The 18396-nt window shown below is 29.3% G+C and carries 19 protein-coding genes; all 19 read right to left on the bottom strand.

Annotated features, from left to right (window positions below):
• A complete protein-coding gene (gene rfbA, locus BUE10_RS15850; RefSeq protein WP_073486629.1) occupies positions 1 to 885 on the bottom strand; it encodes a glucose-1-phosphate thymidylyltransferase RfbA in 885 nt (294 codons plus the stop codon).
• A 67-nt stretch (positions 886 to 952) separates the two neighbouring features.
• Positions 953 to 1801, bottom strand: a complete 849-nt coding sequence (gene rfbD, locus BUE10_RS15855; RefSeq protein ID WP_073486631.1) for a dTDP-4-dehydrorhamnose reductase — start codon at positions 1799 to 1801, stop codon at positions 953 to 955.
• Entirely contained in the window at positions 1801 to 2349 is a 549-nt protein-coding gene (rfbC, locus tag BUE10_RS15860) for a dTDP-4-dehydrorhamnose 3,5-epimerase (RefSeq protein WP_073486633.1), read from the bottom strand. The genes rfbD and rfbC overlap by 1 nt, the downstream gene beginning before the upstream one ends.
• A 4-nt stretch (positions 2350 to 2353) precedes the next feature.
• A complete protein-coding gene (locus tag BUE10_RS15865) occupies positions 2354 to 3502 on the bottom strand; it encodes a DegT/DnrJ/EryC1/StrS family aminotransferase (RefSeq protein WP_073486635.1) in 1149 nt (382 codons plus the stop codon).
• On the bottom strand, positions 3495 to 4115 hold the full coding sequence (locus BUE10_RS15870) for an acetyltransferase (protein WP_073486637.1): 621 nt from the start codon (positions 4113 to 4115) through the stop codon (positions 3495 to 3497). Before BUE10_RS15870 ends, BUE10_RS15865 begins: the two co-directional genes overlap by 8 nt.
• Positions 4102 to 4707, bottom strand: coding sequence for a sugar transferase (locus BUE10_RS15875; RefSeq protein ID WP_073486639.1), 606 nt, complete (start codon positions 4705 to 4707; stop codon positions 4102 to 4104). Before BUE10_RS15875 ends, BUE10_RS15870 begins: the two co-directional genes overlap by 14 nt.
• Complete coding sequence (locus tag BUE10_RS15880; protein WP_073486641.1) at positions 4695 to 5882, bottom strand: glycosyltransferase family 4 protein; 1188 nt, start codon at positions 5880 to 5882, stop codon at positions 4695 to 4697. The genes BUE10_RS15875 and BUE10_RS15880 overlap by 13 nt, the downstream gene beginning before the upstream one ends.
• A 135-nt stretch (positions 5883 to 6017) precedes the next feature.
• Entirely contained in the window at positions 6018 to 7154 is a 1137-nt protein-coding gene (locus BUE10_RS15885; protein WP_073486643.1) for a right-handed parallel beta-helix repeat-containing protein, read from the bottom strand.
• An 11-nt stretch (positions 7155 to 7165) separates the two neighbouring features.
• On the bottom strand, positions 7166 to 8308 hold the full coding sequence (locus BUE10_RS15890) for a glycosyltransferase family 4 protein (protein ID WP_073486645.1): 1143 nt from the start codon (positions 8306 to 8308) through the stop codon (positions 7166 to 7168).
• Between the two features lie 72 nt (positions 8309 to 8380).
• Positions 8381 to 9505, bottom strand: a complete 1125-nt coding sequence (locus tag BUE10_RS15895; RefSeq protein ID WP_073486647.1) for an EpsG family protein — start codon at positions 9503 to 9505, stop codon at positions 8381 to 8383.
• A 4-nt stretch (positions 9506 to 9509) separates the two neighbouring features.
• Positions 9510 to 10631, bottom strand: a complete 1122-nt coding sequence (locus BUE10_RS15900; RefSeq protein WP_073486649.1) for a glycosyltransferase — start codon at positions 10629 to 10631, stop codon at positions 9510 to 9512.
• Complete coding sequence (wecB, locus tag BUE10_RS15905) at positions 10632 to 11753, bottom strand: non-hydrolyzing UDP-N-acetylglucosamine 2-epimerase (RefSeq protein ID WP_073486651.1); 1122 nt, start codon at positions 11751 to 11753, stop codon at positions 10632 to 10634. It lies immediately after the preceding gene.
• 65 nt (positions 11754 to 11818) lie between these two features.
• Positions 11819 to 13054, bottom strand: coding sequence for a glycosyltransferase (locus tag BUE10_RS15910; RefSeq protein WP_073486653.1), 1236 nt, complete (start codon positions 13052 to 13054; stop codon positions 11819 to 11821).
• 28 nt (positions 13055 to 13082) lie between these two features.
• Entirely contained in the window at positions 13083 to 14567 is a 1485-nt protein-coding gene (locus tag BUE10_RS15915) for an O-antigen translocase (protein WP_073486655.1), read from the bottom strand.
• Between the two features lie 2 nt (positions 14568 to 14569).
• Complete coding sequence (locus tag BUE10_RS15920) at positions 14570 to 15673, bottom strand: DegT/DnrJ/EryC1/StrS family aminotransferase (RefSeq protein ID WP_073486657.1); 1104 nt, start codon at positions 15671 to 15673, stop codon at positions 14570 to 14572.
• A gap of 20 nt (positions 15674 to 15693) precedes the next feature.
• On the bottom strand, positions 15694 to 16251 hold the full coding sequence (locus tag BUE10_RS15925; protein ID WP_073486659.1) for an acyltransferase: 558 nt from the start codon (positions 16249 to 16251) through the stop codon (positions 15694 to 15696).
• On the bottom strand, positions 16244 to 16666 hold the full coding sequence (locus tag BUE10_RS15930; RefSeq protein ID WP_073486661.1) for a sugar 3,4-ketoisomerase: 423 nt from the start codon (positions 16664 to 16666) through the stop codon (positions 16244 to 16246). The genes BUE10_RS15925 and BUE10_RS15930 overlap by 8 nt, the downstream gene beginning before the upstream one ends.
• Positions 16663 to 17061, bottom strand: coding sequence for a sugar 3,4-ketoisomerase (locus BUE10_RS15935; RefSeq protein ID WP_073486663.1), 399 nt, complete (start codon positions 17059 to 17061; stop codon positions 16663 to 16665). Before BUE10_RS15935 ends, BUE10_RS15930 begins: the two co-directional genes overlap by 4 nt.
• A gap of 18 nt (positions 17062 to 17079) precedes the next feature.
• Positions 17080 to 18354, bottom strand: coding sequence for a nucleotide sugar dehydrogenase (locus BUE10_RS15940; RefSeq protein ID WP_073486665.1), 1275 nt, complete (start codon positions 18352 to 18354; stop codon positions 17080 to 17082).
• Positions 18355 to 18396 lie beyond the last annotated feature (42 nt).

The raw sequence follows: 18396 nt of genomic DNA on the forward strand, positions 1-18396 counted from the left end.
TTAAATTTTAACCCCATTTTTCTTTTGTTTTAAAAGTTCATTCAAATATTCTCCATAACCAGATTTAACTAATGGCAAAGCTAAACTCTTCAATTGTTCATCATTAATAAACCCTTGTCTCCACGCCACTTCTTCAATGCAGCCAACCTTTAAACCTTGTCTTTCCTCAAGAACCTGAACAAAATGTCCCGCTTGCATTAAACTGTTAAAAGTTCCAGTATCCAACCAAGCTGTACCTCTTCCTAAGACGCCAACTTTTAAATTCCCTTTTTCTAAATAGGTTTTATTCACATCTGTTATTTCATATTCTCCTCTTGCACTTGGCTTTATACTTTTAGCAATTTCAACTACTGAATTATCATAAAAATACAATCCTGGAACTGCAAAATTTGATTTTGGATTTTCTGGTTTTTCTTCAATACTAACCGCATTAAAATTTCCATCAAATTCAACAACACCGTAACGTTCAGGATCTGAAACATGGTATGCAAAAACAACTCCCCCATTAGGTTTGGTATTAGATCTTAATAATTCCTGCATTGTAGCTCCAAAGAATATATTATCCCCTAAAATTAATGCCACATCATCGTTCCCAATAAAATCTTCGCCAATAACAAAAGCTTGTGCTAAACCATTTGGAATTGCTTGTTCTGCATAACTAAATTCACACCCTAAATTAGAACCATCACCTAATAATTTTTTAAAATTTGGCAGATCATGAGGTGTTGAAATAATTAATATTTCATTGATTCCTACCATCATCAATGTAGATAATGGGTAATAAATCATTGGTTTATCATAAACAGGCATCATCTGCTTACTGACTGCGAGTGTTAAGGGATGTAAACGTGTCCCCGAACCTCCAGCTAAAATTATTCCTTTCATAATATCTTTAAGTTTTTTAGATTTTAAAAATTTGTCACTAAATGCAGGAACAAATATTAAGATTAATCTATATAATGAACATTTTTTCTAAACTATCTTTATAATTAGGAATATCAACGTTATAAGTTTGTTTTATCTTTGTTTTACTTAACAACGAAAATATTGGTCGTCTTGCAGGAGTTGGGTAAGATGATGACGGTATTCCATAAACTTTACAATTATATTTGCCAAACTCTTTTATTGCCAACGCAAATTCATACCATGTTATTTCGCCTTCATTTGAGTAATTGTAAATTCCCGGTATCCATTTTTCAGATTCAACAATATCAATAATTGCCTTCGCTAAATCAGCCGCGTAGGTAGGGGATCCTACTTGATCATTAACAATATTAATTTCATCTTTTTCTTGCATTAATCTCTGCATTGTTTTAACAAAATTATTGCCAAATTTGCTATAAACCCAAGAAGTTCTAATTACAATTGAGTTTGGATTTTCTTTAAGGCAAGCTACTTCTCCTGCTCTTTTACTTTTACCATAGATATTAATAGGATTTGTTACAGCTTCTTCATTTAAGGGAGTTGATGAAGATCCGTCAAACACATAATCTGTCGAAATGTGTAATAATTTTATATTATTATCCTCAGCATATTTAGCGATTGATTCAACAGCTAAATGATTAATTGTAAAAGCTATTTCTTTTTCAGTCTCTGCTTTATCTACTGCTGTGTATGCTGCGCAATTCAGAATAATATCAGGCTGAATTTCATTGAGTTGCGCTTTCAACAACTTAATATCATCAAGTGTAACTTTACTTCGATCTGCAAAAACCCAATTATACCGTAAATATTGTAAAGACAAAACATACAATTCAGAACCCAATTGACCATTCGAGCCAGTTACAAGTATATTCTTCATTAAAATAAACTATTGCATTCTTGAATGAAAGGAAGAGTTTGATCTTTCTCTGAAATAATGGCCTTATTTAAATCTATCACCCAGTCAATATTTAATAAAGGATCATCATATTTAATACCTCCTTCAGAAGCTTTATTGTAAACCTGATCACATTTATACATTACAGAAGCGGTTTCACTTATAACTGAAAAACCATGTGCAAAACCTTGTGGTATTAATAATTGCTTTTTATTTTCGGCTGATAATAAAACACTGAATGTTTTGCCATAAGTTAGCGAACCTTTTCTCAAATCAACTACAATATCTACTATTTCGCCTTGTAAAACACGAACTAGTTTAGTTTGAGCAAATGGTGGATTTTGATAATGCAAACCTCTCAGGGTTCCATATCGTGAAAAAGATTGATTATCCTGAATGAAATCAACTTCAACACCTAAGTCTTGAAATTTAGCTTTACTGTATGATTCAAAAAAATAACCTCTTTCATCTCCTAATATAATAGGTTCGACAATAAGTAAGCCTTCAATAAATGTTTTTTCAATTTTCATTTAATTAAAATTTCACATTAAAAAAAACGTCTAAAACTGCCTGTATTCTTTTTCTATCTTCATCACTTAAATTTGACCCAGAAGGCAGACACAACCCATTTTCAAATAATTTTTCAGACACTTTTTTACCATAATATGGATATTGTTCAAAAACAGGCTGCAAATGCATTGGTTTCCAAAGAGGCCTGCTTTCAATATTAGCTGCTTCAAATGCAACTCTTAAATCTTCTCTTGTCTTTCCATTAGATTTTGCTGGATCTATTGTAATGGCAGACAACCAATGATTTGAAAAATAATCATCATTTGGTTCTATAAGAACCTCAACTCCTTCAATATTATTAAAGTAATTAGCATAAAAATTATTCATTTTTCTACGAAGTTGTATATGCTTGTCTAAAATTTCCATTTGTCCACGACCAATACCTGCACAGATATTACTCATTCTGTAATTATATCCAATTTCGCTGTGCTGATAATGAGGTGCATTATCTCTAGCCTGAGTAGAAAGAAAAACTGCTTTTTCTTTTACCTCTGGTTTTTTTGTTACAATTGCTCCGCCTCCAGATGTTGTAATAATTTTATTTCCATTAAAAGAAAGAATTCCTATTTCGCCAAAAGTTCCACATTTCTTATTTTTAAAATAACTTCCTAATGCTTCTGCACTATCTTCAAGAACAGGAATATTATACTTTGTAGCGACATTATTAATATCAACAACTTTATAAGGCATTCCATAAAGATGAACCGCAATTATTGCTTTTGGTTTTTTTCCTTTCGAGATTCTGTCAATAATAGCATTTTCTAGTGAGATTGGACATAAATTCCATGTATCACTTTCGCTATCAACAAAAACAGGAGTTGCCCCTAAATACATAATTGGATTTGCAGATGCTGAAAAAGTCATACTCTGGCAAATAACTTCATCGCCAGCTTTAACGCCTAATAGAATTAGCCCTAAATGAATAGCAGCTGTTCCTGAACTTAGTGCGCCTACTTGAACATTTGATCCCAAATATGTTTCTAAATCTTTTTCGAAACCGTTCACGTTTGGTCCTAATGGAGCTATCCAATTTGTATCAAAAGCTTCTTGTACATATTTTTCTTCTGTCCCTCCCATGTGTGGAGATGACAACCATATTTTCGAATTATTCATTTTTGTGATTATATTTTATTATTTTGCCTGGATTACCAACAACAACAGCAAAATCTGGAACGTCATCGATTATTACCGATCCAGCTCCTATCGTTGTCCATTTTCCAATTTTAACACCTTGTATAACGCAAGTACCAATACCAACATGTGTTCCTTCTCCAATTGTAACGTTTCCTGCTAGAGAAACATTGGGAGAAATATGGCAATAGTCTGCTATGTCGCAATCATGGTCAATTATTGAACCCGTATTAATGATACAATGCTTACCTATATTTACAGAAGCATTTATAACAACTCCTGCCATAACAACAGAACCTTTATCAATTTTTGCACTTTCAGATATGATTGCTTTATTGTGAAATGCAACAGCAAAGTCAGCATTAATGTTTGAAGCAATTTTTTTTCTAGTCTCATTATTTCCTATCGAAATAATAATATTATCTTCTGGTAAAATTTCTGTTTTAGAAAATTCAATTACAGGAATATCCATAAGAAAATTATTTTTTGGATAGTCATCCAAAATTGCTCCAACTTTATTGTTTATGCTTTTTAATATCTCGATAATTACTTTGCAATGACCACTCGCTCCATATAAATATTTAACACTCTCCATTAAAACGATCTATAGTCGCAACATTTGTTGCATTAATTCCTTCACTTACAATCACTTTTTTAAAAGTTTTCAGAATAATTTTTAAATCTAACAGAAATGATACATTTTCAACATACCAAACATCAAATGTAAATTTATCCTGCCACGAAATTGCATTTCTGCCATTTACTTGGGCCCAACCTGTAATACCTGGTTTGACATCATGTCGTTGTTTTTGAAATTCGCTATACAATGGTAAATATTCGGGTAGCAATGGACGAGGACCAATAATACTCATGTCACCTTTTAGAACATTTAATAATTGAGGTATCTCATCTAAAGACGTTTTTCTAACAAATTGACCGATTTTCGTTAATCGTTCTGCATCTGATAATAATTCTCCTTGAGAATCTTTCTTCTCGTTCATGGTTCTAAACTTAATTATTTTAAAAATCTTACCACTTTTCCCTGGACGGTCTTGAAAAAAAAATGGTTTTCCTTGATTTGCAAAATATAAGCCAATTGTTACTATAAAAAAAACTGGACTCAGAATTAGAAAACCAATAAATGCAACTAAAAAGTCAAGTGCAGGTTTAAAAACTACTTTGTACATAAATTTTCTAATTTTTTATATTCATCTAAAATAGCATCCCAAATGACTTTTTGATCATAACGAGATACGATCATTTCTCTAGATTTCTCTTTTAAAGTATTTTTCAATTTTGAATCACTAATCATTCTTTGCATACTATCATATATCAATTGGGCATTTTTTACAGGCACGATTATTCCATTAATTCCATCTTCAATAATTTCATTACAACCATTTATATCAGAGACAATAGATGGTAATCCCATTGCGCCTGCCTGCATCACAACATTTGGAAATCCCTCTCGATAGCTAGGAAAAACCAAACAATCGCTAATAGCAAAATAAGAACGAACATCTTGCTGGAAACCAACTGAAAGAATTTTCGAATTCTCATTAATAATCTGAAGAGTATCCAAATTCAAGGGATCTAATTCTTCTTCAAAAGAACCAACCAGAATTAATTTAGCATTATTATAATCCTTACTAATTTCATTGAAGGATTTAATTAGTTCATTTATACCTTTATCTGAAACAAGTCTTCCAACAAAAATAAAGACAAAATCTGTTGAAATAATATTTAAATGTTTCGCTAATAAAGTTTTTTGTTCTAATGAAATTAAGTTAACATCAAAATAATTGGTATTAATTCCATTAGAACTTCCGTTCCCTAAAACTTTTAATTTTGTTTTATCTGTAAATTTATTTTCTACTATAAAATCATATAACCCCTTTGAATTTGGATATACATTTGTAGCACATCGATAAGTTAATTTTTCTACAAGATTTAACAGTTTTCTTTTATTTCCAGTCGTTTCCATTAATGGTAAACCAGCAACTGTATGTAATCTAAATGGTACGTGCGCAAACTTTGCAGCAAGCATTGAAATAATACCTGCTTTTGGTGTATGAGAGTGGACTATAAAAGGTTTTTCTTTTTTTAAAATTCTATATAATTCATAAAGGGATTTTAAATCTTTTACAGGCGAAATTTTTCTAGTCATTTCTACTGGCAAAACACGAATTCCTTCATCTAAATTAACATCTGACAGTTCTTTGCCTGCAGATGAAATTCCGATTACTTCATAATAAGAAGACATAAATCTACTTTGTCCTTTTAATAAGGTTTTTAGTGATAGCGGAACAGTCGTAATACGTATTAACTTCTGTTTACTTTTGCCCTGAATTATTTGATTCATTTCTAAATTTTAGGGATGTTTTTTTTAAATCCAATAAACATTTGTAACAATATTCTTAATAATTTTAGAATGCTGTATGAGTTTATTTTAAATTATCATTCAAATAATAACTTCTATATTTTTTCGACCATTAGTTTAATTAACGGTAAAACCCAGTTCTTTTATTTTCTTTGTTTTTGACTCAGTTTCTTTAATGTCTTCCTTACCGTTAGTTTTTATTTTTAAGTTAGAAAATTTATATTTTGCGGTATATTTAAAATCCGCTGCTATGGAAACTTTACCAGAATTATCATTCCATTGTGAATTATTAATATTAACAGATCCTCCTAACGGTTTAATATCATCTGGGTATTTATATCCAGTTTTTGACCCTCCCATTATTAATCCATATTTTGAAAATGTATCTTTATGTGAATTAATATTTACATCTACATCATGATATTTTTTCCCTATCATATTTAATAAAATAATTGCTATTCCAGCATCACCATTGTTAAATGTATTAATCTTTGTTAAATTTATTTTTTCCAAAGTATTATCATTTTCATTTGGCTCTACATCAATCCCAGCCATTGGCAGTGTACCATTAGTATTAGCTATATATAGGTTAGAAATATTTATATTTTTTCCACTAATTATAGAAATACCGTTACGCCTATTGTTATCTAGTAAGCCTCCTTCAACATATATGTTCTCTGACTCTTTGGTTGACACACCACTTATATATATACCATCTCCCCAGCAATTTATGATTTCCGGATTGTATATTGTAATATTTGAAGATGATATAATATTTATGCCCATACCCCATTCTCCAGCAGCTCCCTTATGTTTATTTTTATCACCAACTAGTTTTGGATTATAGATCTTAACATTTTCAATATTTCTAACATCTAAAATTTGATATTTAGGTAAGGAGTTGGGAGTTATTATTAATTTTGACTTTTGGTTAAAATAGAGAATTGAATTACTTTTTAATGACAAACCTTTCTCTGAAATTAAAATTGGAAAATTCGGTAATTTTACAAATTGATTTTCATTTATTCCTTTTTGTATATAAGTGGTATAATCAACAGATCCATTTTGCACATAATTAACTGGCAAATAAGACTTTATATCAACAAATTTAATTTTACCAACTTTCGTCTGTACATTAACTTTATATATTAAATTCTTATTTACATTCTTGTAAATAAAAGCAGAATTGCTATCCTGACAATTACATGAAATTGTAATAACAAAAAATACGGATAAAAAAATGAGCTTTTTCATTTCTTAATATTTTATAAACTAAATAATTCTTTCTCTTTATTTCTAAAATGATTATAAATTTCGCAGGTGTCTACTGCATTTCTTTTCCATGAAAATTTTGTTGTATTTAACAACGCATTTGATGATAATTTTAAATAAAGAATTTCATCAGTTAAAGCAAGTTTAATTTTTTCTTTTATATCTTCTACAGAAAAGGGATCAAAATACAATCCACCTTCTCCGGAAATCTCGGCAATTGAACTTTGATTTGCACCAATTGTTGGTTTGCTGAATAATCCTGCTTCAAGTGAAGGGAAACCAAACCCTTCATAATAAGATGGAAAAACATGAATTTTACAATTTGCATACAGCCACACTAAATCATCTCTAGAAATAAAATCCAGATAGATTACTTCTGTGGTTTTACTTATCGTCGATAAAATATCATCGTAGTCATAATTTTTTTTACCGACAATAATTAATTTATAGTTATCTTGAATAGTTTGAGGTAATATTAAAAAAGCTTCAATTAATCTTATATAATTTTTTCGTGGTTCTAGATGTCCAACAGCAAGGATGTATTTATTTGAAACAACTAAATTTTCCTTAATCATTCTTTCATTTGAATTATTTTTTAAAACAAAAGCATCAGAATCTACCGCTTCATGAATAGCTTTTATTTTGTATTCCTCAATTTTATAAAATTTAATAACTTCATCTTTGGTAAAATTGGAGATCGTTATAATTTTATCAGCATTTTTAATTGATTTTTTGACAGCATATTTTAGATAAAAATATCTTTTAAATTCATAAGATTTCGGGAAATTTAAAAATCTTAAATCATGAACTGTTAAAATAACTTTTGCATTTTTAAATTTCGGGGAATGAAAAAATGTCGAATGAAATATATTAAATTTCTCTTCCTTTTCTTCTTTTTTCCAAAAATACTTTTGAAGTAATGCTCTCTTTATCTTTTTATTCGATTCAAATGGAAAAATCTTAATTTTTCCTTTTCCTTTCGTAAGTTCAATAAATGTAGATTCAACAGCTTTTGATATGTAAAATACATATTCAAAATCATTATTTAAGCTTATAAGCTCTTTTACTAAATTATGAATATATTCTTTGATTCCTCCACCAGCTTCGTAATAAATACAATTTATTGCTATTTTCATTTTGTTTTTTTATTTGTCTTTCCTGAATATTTTTGGTCCTCACAATTTCATACATCAATTGACAATTTTCCTTTACATACTATCTTCGTATGCTTTCTCTCTAATTACTTTTCTTTCGTAATAAGAATCCTCTGTTATAATATTATTTGAATATTCATAAATATCTCTATTAAAGGTTACAAAAGTCTTGAGAACACAAATAAATATTACAATCAAATTCATATTATTGTTTCCTATTAATATTTTAAAATTACAGAGGATCATTAAGTAGGCCCAAAAAAACAGCAAAGAAAATCTATTAATTATAGTGTCCGATGTACTAAAATAAAGCAGTAAGAAACAATAGCAGAAAAAACCGTTAAAATATATTGGCTTAATAAGTTTGTTTCTAACAATTCGATTGTAATTCATTAAAACTAATACCAATATAAAAAGCTTCTCTAAAATTCCAAATCTTAATCCGTAGGTCTTATCAGAATCTGTAATTGTACTTGCTAAATATTGTAATCTTCCTCCTATGTGTTGTCCTATAAATGCTACAATACTATTAAAAAAATTAAACTGCAGAATGTAAACAATTATACCTAAAATTAAAATAATTATTAAATTACTTCTTTTAAAATATTGTCTATTTATTAAAAAGAGTAAGAAGAAAAATACTCCAGTAGTATGAAATAATACTGATAGTAAAATTATAATTGCCGCCTTAAACTTTCTATTTTTATTAATATAATCAATAGCTTGTATTGCAATAAGTATAGATGTTAAATTTCTTAATAAATCAATAATTAATAAAGGAAACAAACTTATCAAGATAATATATGATAAGGCTATTTGATTTGATTGTGTTTTTAAAAATCTATTCCAAAGTATGACTTGTATTAATGTAATAAAAAAAATAAAAAAATGATAAGTAAGACCTAAATCGTGGAAAAGTTTAGCAAAAAAAGAAAATCCTAATTCATAATCCTGAATTGTCCATGAATCTAATGTTGTTTCTGAATAATAATATTCATAATTGAACCAGTCACTTCCTACATAACCCCTAAAACCAAAAAAAATAAGAAAGATAAAAGCACTTATAAATCTTATTCTCTTATTATTGGTTGTATTATTTTGTTTATTACTATTTTCGTTTATATATATAATGGCATATGTTAAAATCAAAATGAGGTATGGAAAACTAAAAAAATCCATAAATCTAGCTTATTAACTCTTCGAAAAGAGAAGTTATATCTAATGAATTATACAATTCAATAGAACCTTTGCTTATTTGATGATAACTTGAATCAATATTTAAAATTGCGGATGCCAAATTTTCTGGTGTAAAATTAGAAACTACTCTCCCTGCATTATACTTTTCAAATAATAATGAAAGTCCTGGAATATCATTAGAAAGCATAGGGACACCAAAACAAGAATATTCATAAACCTTATTAGGAGCACAATACAGAGTGTTTATTACATTTTCTATTGACCCTTGTGTTGGAAAATAACTTAAAAAACCAATATAAGCCTTTTTAGTTATCTCTAGATGCTTAGGTGCTGAAATAAAAGGCATAAAAATTACTCTTTCAGATTTGTATTTATCCATCAGTCTCTTTTTATTGATGTCATCCCCTCCCATTATGCAAACTATATATTCTTCAGGAAGATAATTAATTGATTGACATAATTCATCTAATCTTCTTTCAGGATAGTTAAAAATTCCTTGATATAAAATTACTTTTTTGTTACAAAAAAGAGTTTCAATTTCACCTTCAAGAATCTCTCTTAATTTTGAGGTGTCAAAATTTGGTTTATTAGGAATTACTATTGGCAGTTTATCCAAGTTAAAATATGCTTTTGTTACATGAGCTCTATTATATTCACAACATACTACTTTCCAAGCTTTTTGCATTGTATTTGCATAGTCTAGAAAAGGACTCAAAATTTTATATCTTAGCCCTACTTTTAATTGTGGGGTTTCGAACAAATATAATATACTTTTAAATCTATAAATCAATTTATAAAGAAGCCAAATATTTTGATTCCCATATACCCACAAAACAGAATCACTTTTAAATTCTTTAGTAACAATTTCTTCAACTTTTTTCTTGTAAGAATATAATTTAAAAAATTTTATAATTTTATTTTCTTTGATATCATTTATAATTGTTTCAAAATAAATTACTCCTTTAGATTCTAAATCAGTGATTGTATTTTTATCGCTACAATAACCTATAACTACAACTTTCTGACCTAAAGAAAGTAAAACCTTAATTGCAGTAATTATAGGCGGGTATTTTTGTATATCATGGTTGTATATTAAAATATTACTCATTTATGATAAATTTGATATAAAACTAACAATTCTCTCGCATGCCTTTCCATCACCATAAGGGTTGTGAAGCACACTCATTTTTGTATATTTATCAGCATCATGGAGCAATTTATTTGCTTCATTCACTATAAGTTCTTTATTCGTTCCAACTAGTATTACTGTTCCTGCAATTACAGCCTCAGGTCTTTCGGTTGATTCACGCATTACCAACACAGGTTTTCCAATGCTTGGTGCTTCTTCCTGAACTCCACCACTATCAGTAATAATTAAATACGATTTATCCATCAACCACACAAAAGCAGGATAAGCCAAAGGCTCTATTAACTTAATATTATCAATTCCAGATAGTATTTCATAAACAGGTCCTTTCACATTAGGATTTAAGTGCACTGGATATATTATCTCTACATCTTGATTAATTAAAGCTATTTCTCTTAAAGCTTCACAAATTCGAATAAAACCATTTCCATGATTTTCTCTACGGTGACCGGTAACAAGAATTGTTTTTACATCCTTTTTTACAATCTTCTTTAAGTTTTCAATTTCCAAATTATAGATATCTTCTACTCTTTTAGAACTATCAATCAACGCATCAATAACCGTATTACCTGTTACCAATATTGTTTCAGATCCTATATTTTCTTTTAAAAGATTTTCTTTAGAAGCTTCTGTTGGGGCAAAATGATAATCCGCAATTCTTCCTGTCAATTGTCTATTCATTTCTTCAGGAAAGGGTGTTCGTTTAAAATTTGTACGAAGACCTGCTTCAACATGACAAATTTTAGCTCCAGAATAAAATGATGCTAAACTAGCTGCCATTGTTGTCGTTGTATCACCATGCACATAAACATAATCTGGTTTAAAATCCTCCAAAACTTCTTTTAAGCCGATTATAATATCTGCTGTTAGTGAATATAAATTTTGATTTGCCTTCATTAAATTCAGGTCGTATTCTGGCTGAATATTAAAAAAGTCCAAAACTTGATCTAGCATTTCCCGATGTTGAGCGGTAACACAAACTCTAGTTTCAAAAATATCTGAATGTTTTTTAAACTCTTGAACCAGAGGAGCCATTTTTATAGCCTCAGGCCTTGTCCCAAAAACAATTAAATTTTTTTTCATTATAATATTTACAACTATTTAAATTACTTTATATTATCTTATTCTTTAGAAAATTCTAAACACGATTATATCTTAAAAAACTTAACTACTCGACGAACTTGGCGATAAAAATGAATTGCCCATTCATAATTTTTAAGTTCTTTTTCTATCATTGTCTCATTTTTTTTACAAACTTCTATAATCTTATCATATTCACTTTTCCATAAGGTCATTATAGCGTTATAATCGTAATTTTCATTAAACATTTTAATAGCTGCATTACCAGCACTAATACGACGTGAATCTGATTCTATTACACTTTGTATCGCGAACTGAAAGCTTACTGGAGATCTGTCGTTTGGAGAATTAATGACTATTATCTCTTTATCTAAGTTATTTTCGCCCCAAAAACCCCAAGCAGTTTTATTTGTCTCAGGAGTAAACCCCGCTATTATTGAGGGTTTTGCACATGAAGCTGCTAATAAAAGCGTAGTTCCCATTCCTACAAACATTGTACATTCCTGATACAATGTCTCTAAATCTTTACCAACTACCGTTCCTTTTAATTGAATAATTTCCTGATCTATTTCTCCGTTTATATTAAGCGCTAATTGATTTAATTCATTGAATAAATTACCATCTCCAACAATAACTAATTTGTATTCCTTAAAACTTTCATTTTTTCTATGCAATTCATAGAAATCCTGAATTAAATATTTTACATAGTCTTTATCTTCAGATAATCTGCTGACAGATAAAATATATTTTTGAATAGAAACAGAATTATCGACCGGAATTGCTTTAACAGGAATAGGTATTATATTGGGATTTAATTTTAATTTCGTAGCTCCTTCAATATATTCATTCATTTGTGGAGTTAGTGAATAAAATAGCCCAAACTTATCCATTTTCTTAGTAATAATTTTCAATAAAGGATTACGTCTATACGAAAGTTCTGATAATATATTTACACAAAAAGGAATTTTAGTTTCTTTATACACCGAAGCCACATGAACAATTGGGTATGAATTATGAGCTTCAATAACATCTATTCTATTATTTAATAAAATTGTCTTTAGATTTTGTTTAAAGCTGTCGTATTGAGCATTTGTAAATACTAAAGGAGGTAAACTTATTCCTTCCAATTTTACATGAACTGTACCCTGAGGTAAATTCGAGACATTTTCACCACCTTCTGAAATAACTATTACATTAAAATCATTAGTTATTAACCATTCACATTTATTAATTATATAGGTTTCTGCACCTCCAATAATCATTAACGGAGTTATGAAACCAATTGTCATTTTCTCATTATTCATTTAACTACTAATCAATCGATTTATAAAATTAAAACTTCTTCTTAAATTTATTACTAATTATACCTTTTATATCTAATTTCTTATCTAATTCATTTAACGAAAAACAACTAGATACTAGAATAATTAATAAACCTACGGAGTAAGCCACATAAATATTACAAAAGTAAACTGCTATAAAAGAGAATAATGCTAATGTAAATTGAATTGAAAAAATTTTAATAATTTCTTTATTAAAATCAAATTCGTAAAATATCTTACAAATAAAAAAAACTTGTATGAAATATAAAAAATAGCTAATCAAAAAAGAAATCCCAAGACCTGTTAGCCCGTAATAGTAATAACCCAACATATTCAAAATCAACATATATGTATTTACTATTACTTCATTCCAAAAGTAAACTTTTGATGCTCCTTTTGCCAAAAATAAAAATGCAATTGTCCAACTTAATGCCTTAAAGAAAACACCAAGGGTTGCCCAATGCACCATTGGAATAACTTCAATAAAATCATTTGAATATAACAATATAATTCCCCAATGAATGAACACCAAAAAAACTACTAATATTGGTGACAAAATAAGTATTGCAATTTCTGCTTGCTCATTTATTGTTTTCTTTGTTTTAATGTTATCGTCAGAAACACTTGCTAATCGAGGATAATAATCAGATGCCATAGCGGTAAAGACCATTCCAACATAAGTATTAATAATAGCAAATCCAGCTGTATATAACCCAACATCTTTTATTCCTCCAATTTTATTAATATATATACGAACTATATATCCTACTATTAATAAGATAATTGAGCTAAAACTTATCAAAAACCCCATTCTTAGCATGTCCATTCCTTCACTTTTAAAATCAGAGCTATTTACTGAAATACTTGGGATAGCAATTTTCTTAACATAATAAGACGAAATTACCACGATACTAATTGAACTTAATATCATTGCCGGAACAATTCCATCTTCTTTCCAATAATAATACATAGGTATTGATATGATCAATCCTAACAATGCCCCTAATGCACTAGCCTTTGCCATATACTGTATTTTCCGCATTCCCTGCAGAATCACATTTTGTCCGGTACTAACCTGTGTAAAAAGTAATGTTATAGATAATAATACAAAAGCAAATGTATATTTTTTATTCCCGAACGAAATTTCACTTAAAAATGGAGACAATATTAAAGCAACAACAAAGCCAAATAAACCTGTTATCCATACTAGTTTACGAAAAACTGTTGCTGTTTTTGCAAGTTTCTCTTGATCATTGGTCTCTGAAGCTTTGGAAATATTCTTAACAGCAGAAGTTCCTAATCCTAAATTGGTTATCTGCCCTAGTAATCCTATTGTAGACGTAAAAATGGAAACGATTCCCATACCGGCAGGACCTAATAGTACTGCTACAATTTTACTTCTTAAAACAGATATAATGATATTAAATACTTGTACACTTCCTAAAATTGAGGTTGCTTTAAATATCTGTTGATAAGAAGAATGCTTTTCTTTCAAATCTAAATAAATTTATTAATGATCTCAATAACTTTAGAAACTTCATCTACAGTCATTACAGGGCTAATTGGCAAACTAAGGACTTCTTCATGAATAACTTCAGTAATTGGCAAACTTAAATGATTCAAGTCTTTATAAGCCTCTTGTTTATGAGGAGGAATAGGGTAATGAATTAAAGTTTGTATTTCATTTTCTTGCAAATAGGATTGCAAGGCATCTCTTTCTTTTGTTCTTATTACAAAAATATGCCATACATGTTCTTTTTTATCAACAGGCTCTATTGGAAGAATTACTTTATTATTTTTAATTTCTTTCAAATATCGGCTCGCAATCTCTCTACGAATTTGGTTTTCGTTATCTATATATTTTAATTTTACATCCAGTACTGCAGCATGAATTTCATCTAATCTGCTATTTAATCCTTGATATATATTCACGTATTTTAAATTTGACCCATAATTTGCAATTGCTCTAATTGCTTTGGCTAAGTCATCATCTTTGCAGGTAACTGCACCGGCATCTCCTAAAGCTCCAAGATTTTTCCCAGGATAAAAACTAAACCCCGCTGCATCACCTAAATTCCCAGCTTTAATTTTATTCCATGAAGCCCCTATAGCTTGTGCATTATCTTCTACAATTTTTAAATTATTATTTTTTGCGATTTCTTTTAACTCTTCAGAGAAAACAATTTGTCCGTATAGATGTACAATCAAAATCGCTTTAGTTTTAGAAGTAATCTTAGATTCTATTTTTGAAATATCAATATTATAATTATCTAAGTCTGGTTCAACTAATACTGGAACTAAACCATTATCTGATAAGGCCAACAAGGAAGCTATATATGTATTAGCAGGAACTAAGACCTCATCTCCTTTTTTCATCAACCCAAGCTCCAAATATGCTCTAAAAATTAATCTTAAAGCATCCAACCCATTTGCTACCCCTATAGCATGATTTGAACCAATATAATTTTTAAGATTTTCTTCAAAATTTTTAACTTCTGTTCCTAATAGATACCATCCACTGCGAAAAGTATTAATTAATCTTTCTTCAATTTCTTGTTGATGTGTAAGATTTATTTTTTGTAAATCTAAAAATTTAATCATAATATTTTATTTTAAGTCTCTTAAATAAGGTTTTCTTTTAGAGATAATTTATCTTCAAAAAAAACATAAACATTTCCATCCGCATCTCTTAAGTTTAAATCTAAAATGATACCTTTTTCTGTTATATATCCCCTATGTTTTGCTGGATTACCATAAAAAAGATGATATGGTAATACTGATTTTGTTACTACACTACCCGCACCAATCATTGCATACGAACCTATATTATTCCCTGCCACTATTGTAGCATTTGCTCCAATTGAAGCTCCTTTTTCAATTATTGTTTTAGAAAACTCTATTGGATATGATTTAGACCTGGGTATCAGGTCATTAGTAAACGTTACATTTGGACCTACAAAAACATTATCTTCAATATAAACTCCATCCCAAATTTGCACACCTGACTTGATTGTAACATTATCTCCAATTTTAACGTCATTTTCGATAAAGACATTACAATTAATATTGCAGTTTTTTCCAATTGAAGCACTACCTAAGATTACGCAAAACTGCCAGACCGTAGTATCGTCTCCAATATCCCTTGTTTGAACATCTGCTAATGGATGAACTTTATACATTTCCAATATATTTTAAATAATCGTCATACTCTCTTAGATAATCATCTTCACTATATTCATGAGAAGCAAGCACCAGGCATATAGACCCGCTAGAGAAATTGATTTCAGAAGCCCAAATACCTGGTGGTATATGTAAACCTAAATCAGGTCTGTTTAATAAAACTTGTCTTTTTGTTGCACCATCATCTAACAAAACCTCAAAACTCCCACTGGCAGCAACTAAAAATTGGTGGCATTCTTTATGTGCATGTGCCCCCCTAGATTCTCCTCCAGGTATATCGTATAGATAAAAAATTCGTTTTATATCAAAAGGTATCTCCAGACTATTATTTATCGAAGTAATATGCCCGCTACGATCTCCTATTTGTTTTAAATGCAAAAGATCACATTCAAAAACACTTATTTGTTTTATCATTTAAATAGATTTTTAAAATCTTCAAAATCTCTTATATAATCCTCCTTAAAATACTTTTTACTAGAAATATGCAAAGCAAGGGCATTTGTAGAAAAATTCTCAATATGTCTCCATGTTTTTGCTGGCAAGTAAAGCCCATAATAACTTCTGTTTAAGGAAAATTTTTCTGTAGTGCAGTCTTCCTTTGTAATTATAACATCAAAACTTCCGCTTAGTGCAATTAAAATTTCTTCTTGCTGATGATATGCATGCCCCCCTCTTATTTCGCCTCCCGGAACATCATAGGTCCAGAAAGTCCTTTGAATTTCAAAAGGAATTTGACTAGAATACTGCATAAATGTAAGATTACCTCTAGGATCTTGAATTTTAGGAAAATCAATAATTTCTGGCTTCATTAATTCTTCTTTAAATATTTACAATTTAGCATCTACATGAGATTTTAAAAAATTCTTCACATCATAAATAACACTTAATTCTTTTTGAAAATTAGATAAATCTAAATTTAGAAATTCATTGTGTGCTACCCCCAAAACTATTGCATCAAATTTTTGATTTGGTATATCAGAATAGACATCTAAATCATATTCATGTTTAACTTCTAAAGGATTTGCTAAAGGATCATATATAACTACTTCAATACCATATTCACCTAAAACCCTTATCACATCAACAATTTTAGTATTACGTATATCGGGACAATTTTCCTTAAATGTTAGTCCCAGCATTAATAGATTTGTACCTTTAATAGCTATCCCTTTTTTAATCATTAACTTGATTATTTGAGAAGCAATATATTCTCCCATACTATCATTTAATCTTCGTCCTGCTAAAATAATTTCTGGATGATACCCAAATTCCTGTGCACGCTGTGCCAAATAATAAGGGTCTACACCAATACAATGTCCCCCAACTAGACCAGGTTTAAAATGTAAAAAATTCCATTTTGTTGCAGCCGCCTCCAATACATCATTTGTATTGATGTTCATTAAGTTAAATATTTTTGCTAATTCATTTACAAAGGCAATATTGATATCTCTTTGTGAATTCTCAATAACTTTAGCCGCTTCGGCAACTTTAATAGTCGGCGCTAGATGTGTCCCCGCTGTAATTACACTTTTATACAAGTTATCCACTACAATTCCTATTTCGGGAGTAGAACCTGCTGTAACTTTTAAGATTTTTTCAACAGTGTGTTCTTTATCTCCTGGATTGATTCTTTCTGGTGAATAACCCGCAAAAAAATCTTCATTGAAAATTAGCCCTGAAATTCTCTCCAATACGGGAACACATTCTTCTTCTGTAACACCAGGATAAACCGTAGATTCATAGATAACAATATCTCCTTTTTTTAAAACTTTACCCACCGTTTCACTTGCTTTATAAAGTGGTGTCAGGTCTGGTCTGTTATTTCTATCAACTGGAGTAGGTACAGTTACAATGAATATATTACATTCTTTTAAATTTTCTAAATCATAAGTACAATAAAGACCCGATTCACTATTAGGATTGTCTACTAAAACAGCTTTCAAAACTTCATCAGACACTTCAAGTGTAGAATCATGACCTGCATTTAGTATGTCAACTCTTTTCTTATTAACATCAAATCCAATTACTTGATATTTCGTAGCAAATAATCTTGCTAATGGTAAGCCTACATAACCTAAACCAATAATGGCAATTTTTTTCATATTTGTAATTATTCTTTTAAATTAGTAAATGAAACTATTTTT

It is taken from the genome of Flavobacterium sp. CF108, from assembly GCF_900129795.1.
GTDB lineage: Bacteria > Bacteroidota > Bacteroidia > Flavobacteriales > Flavobacteriaceae > Flavobacterium.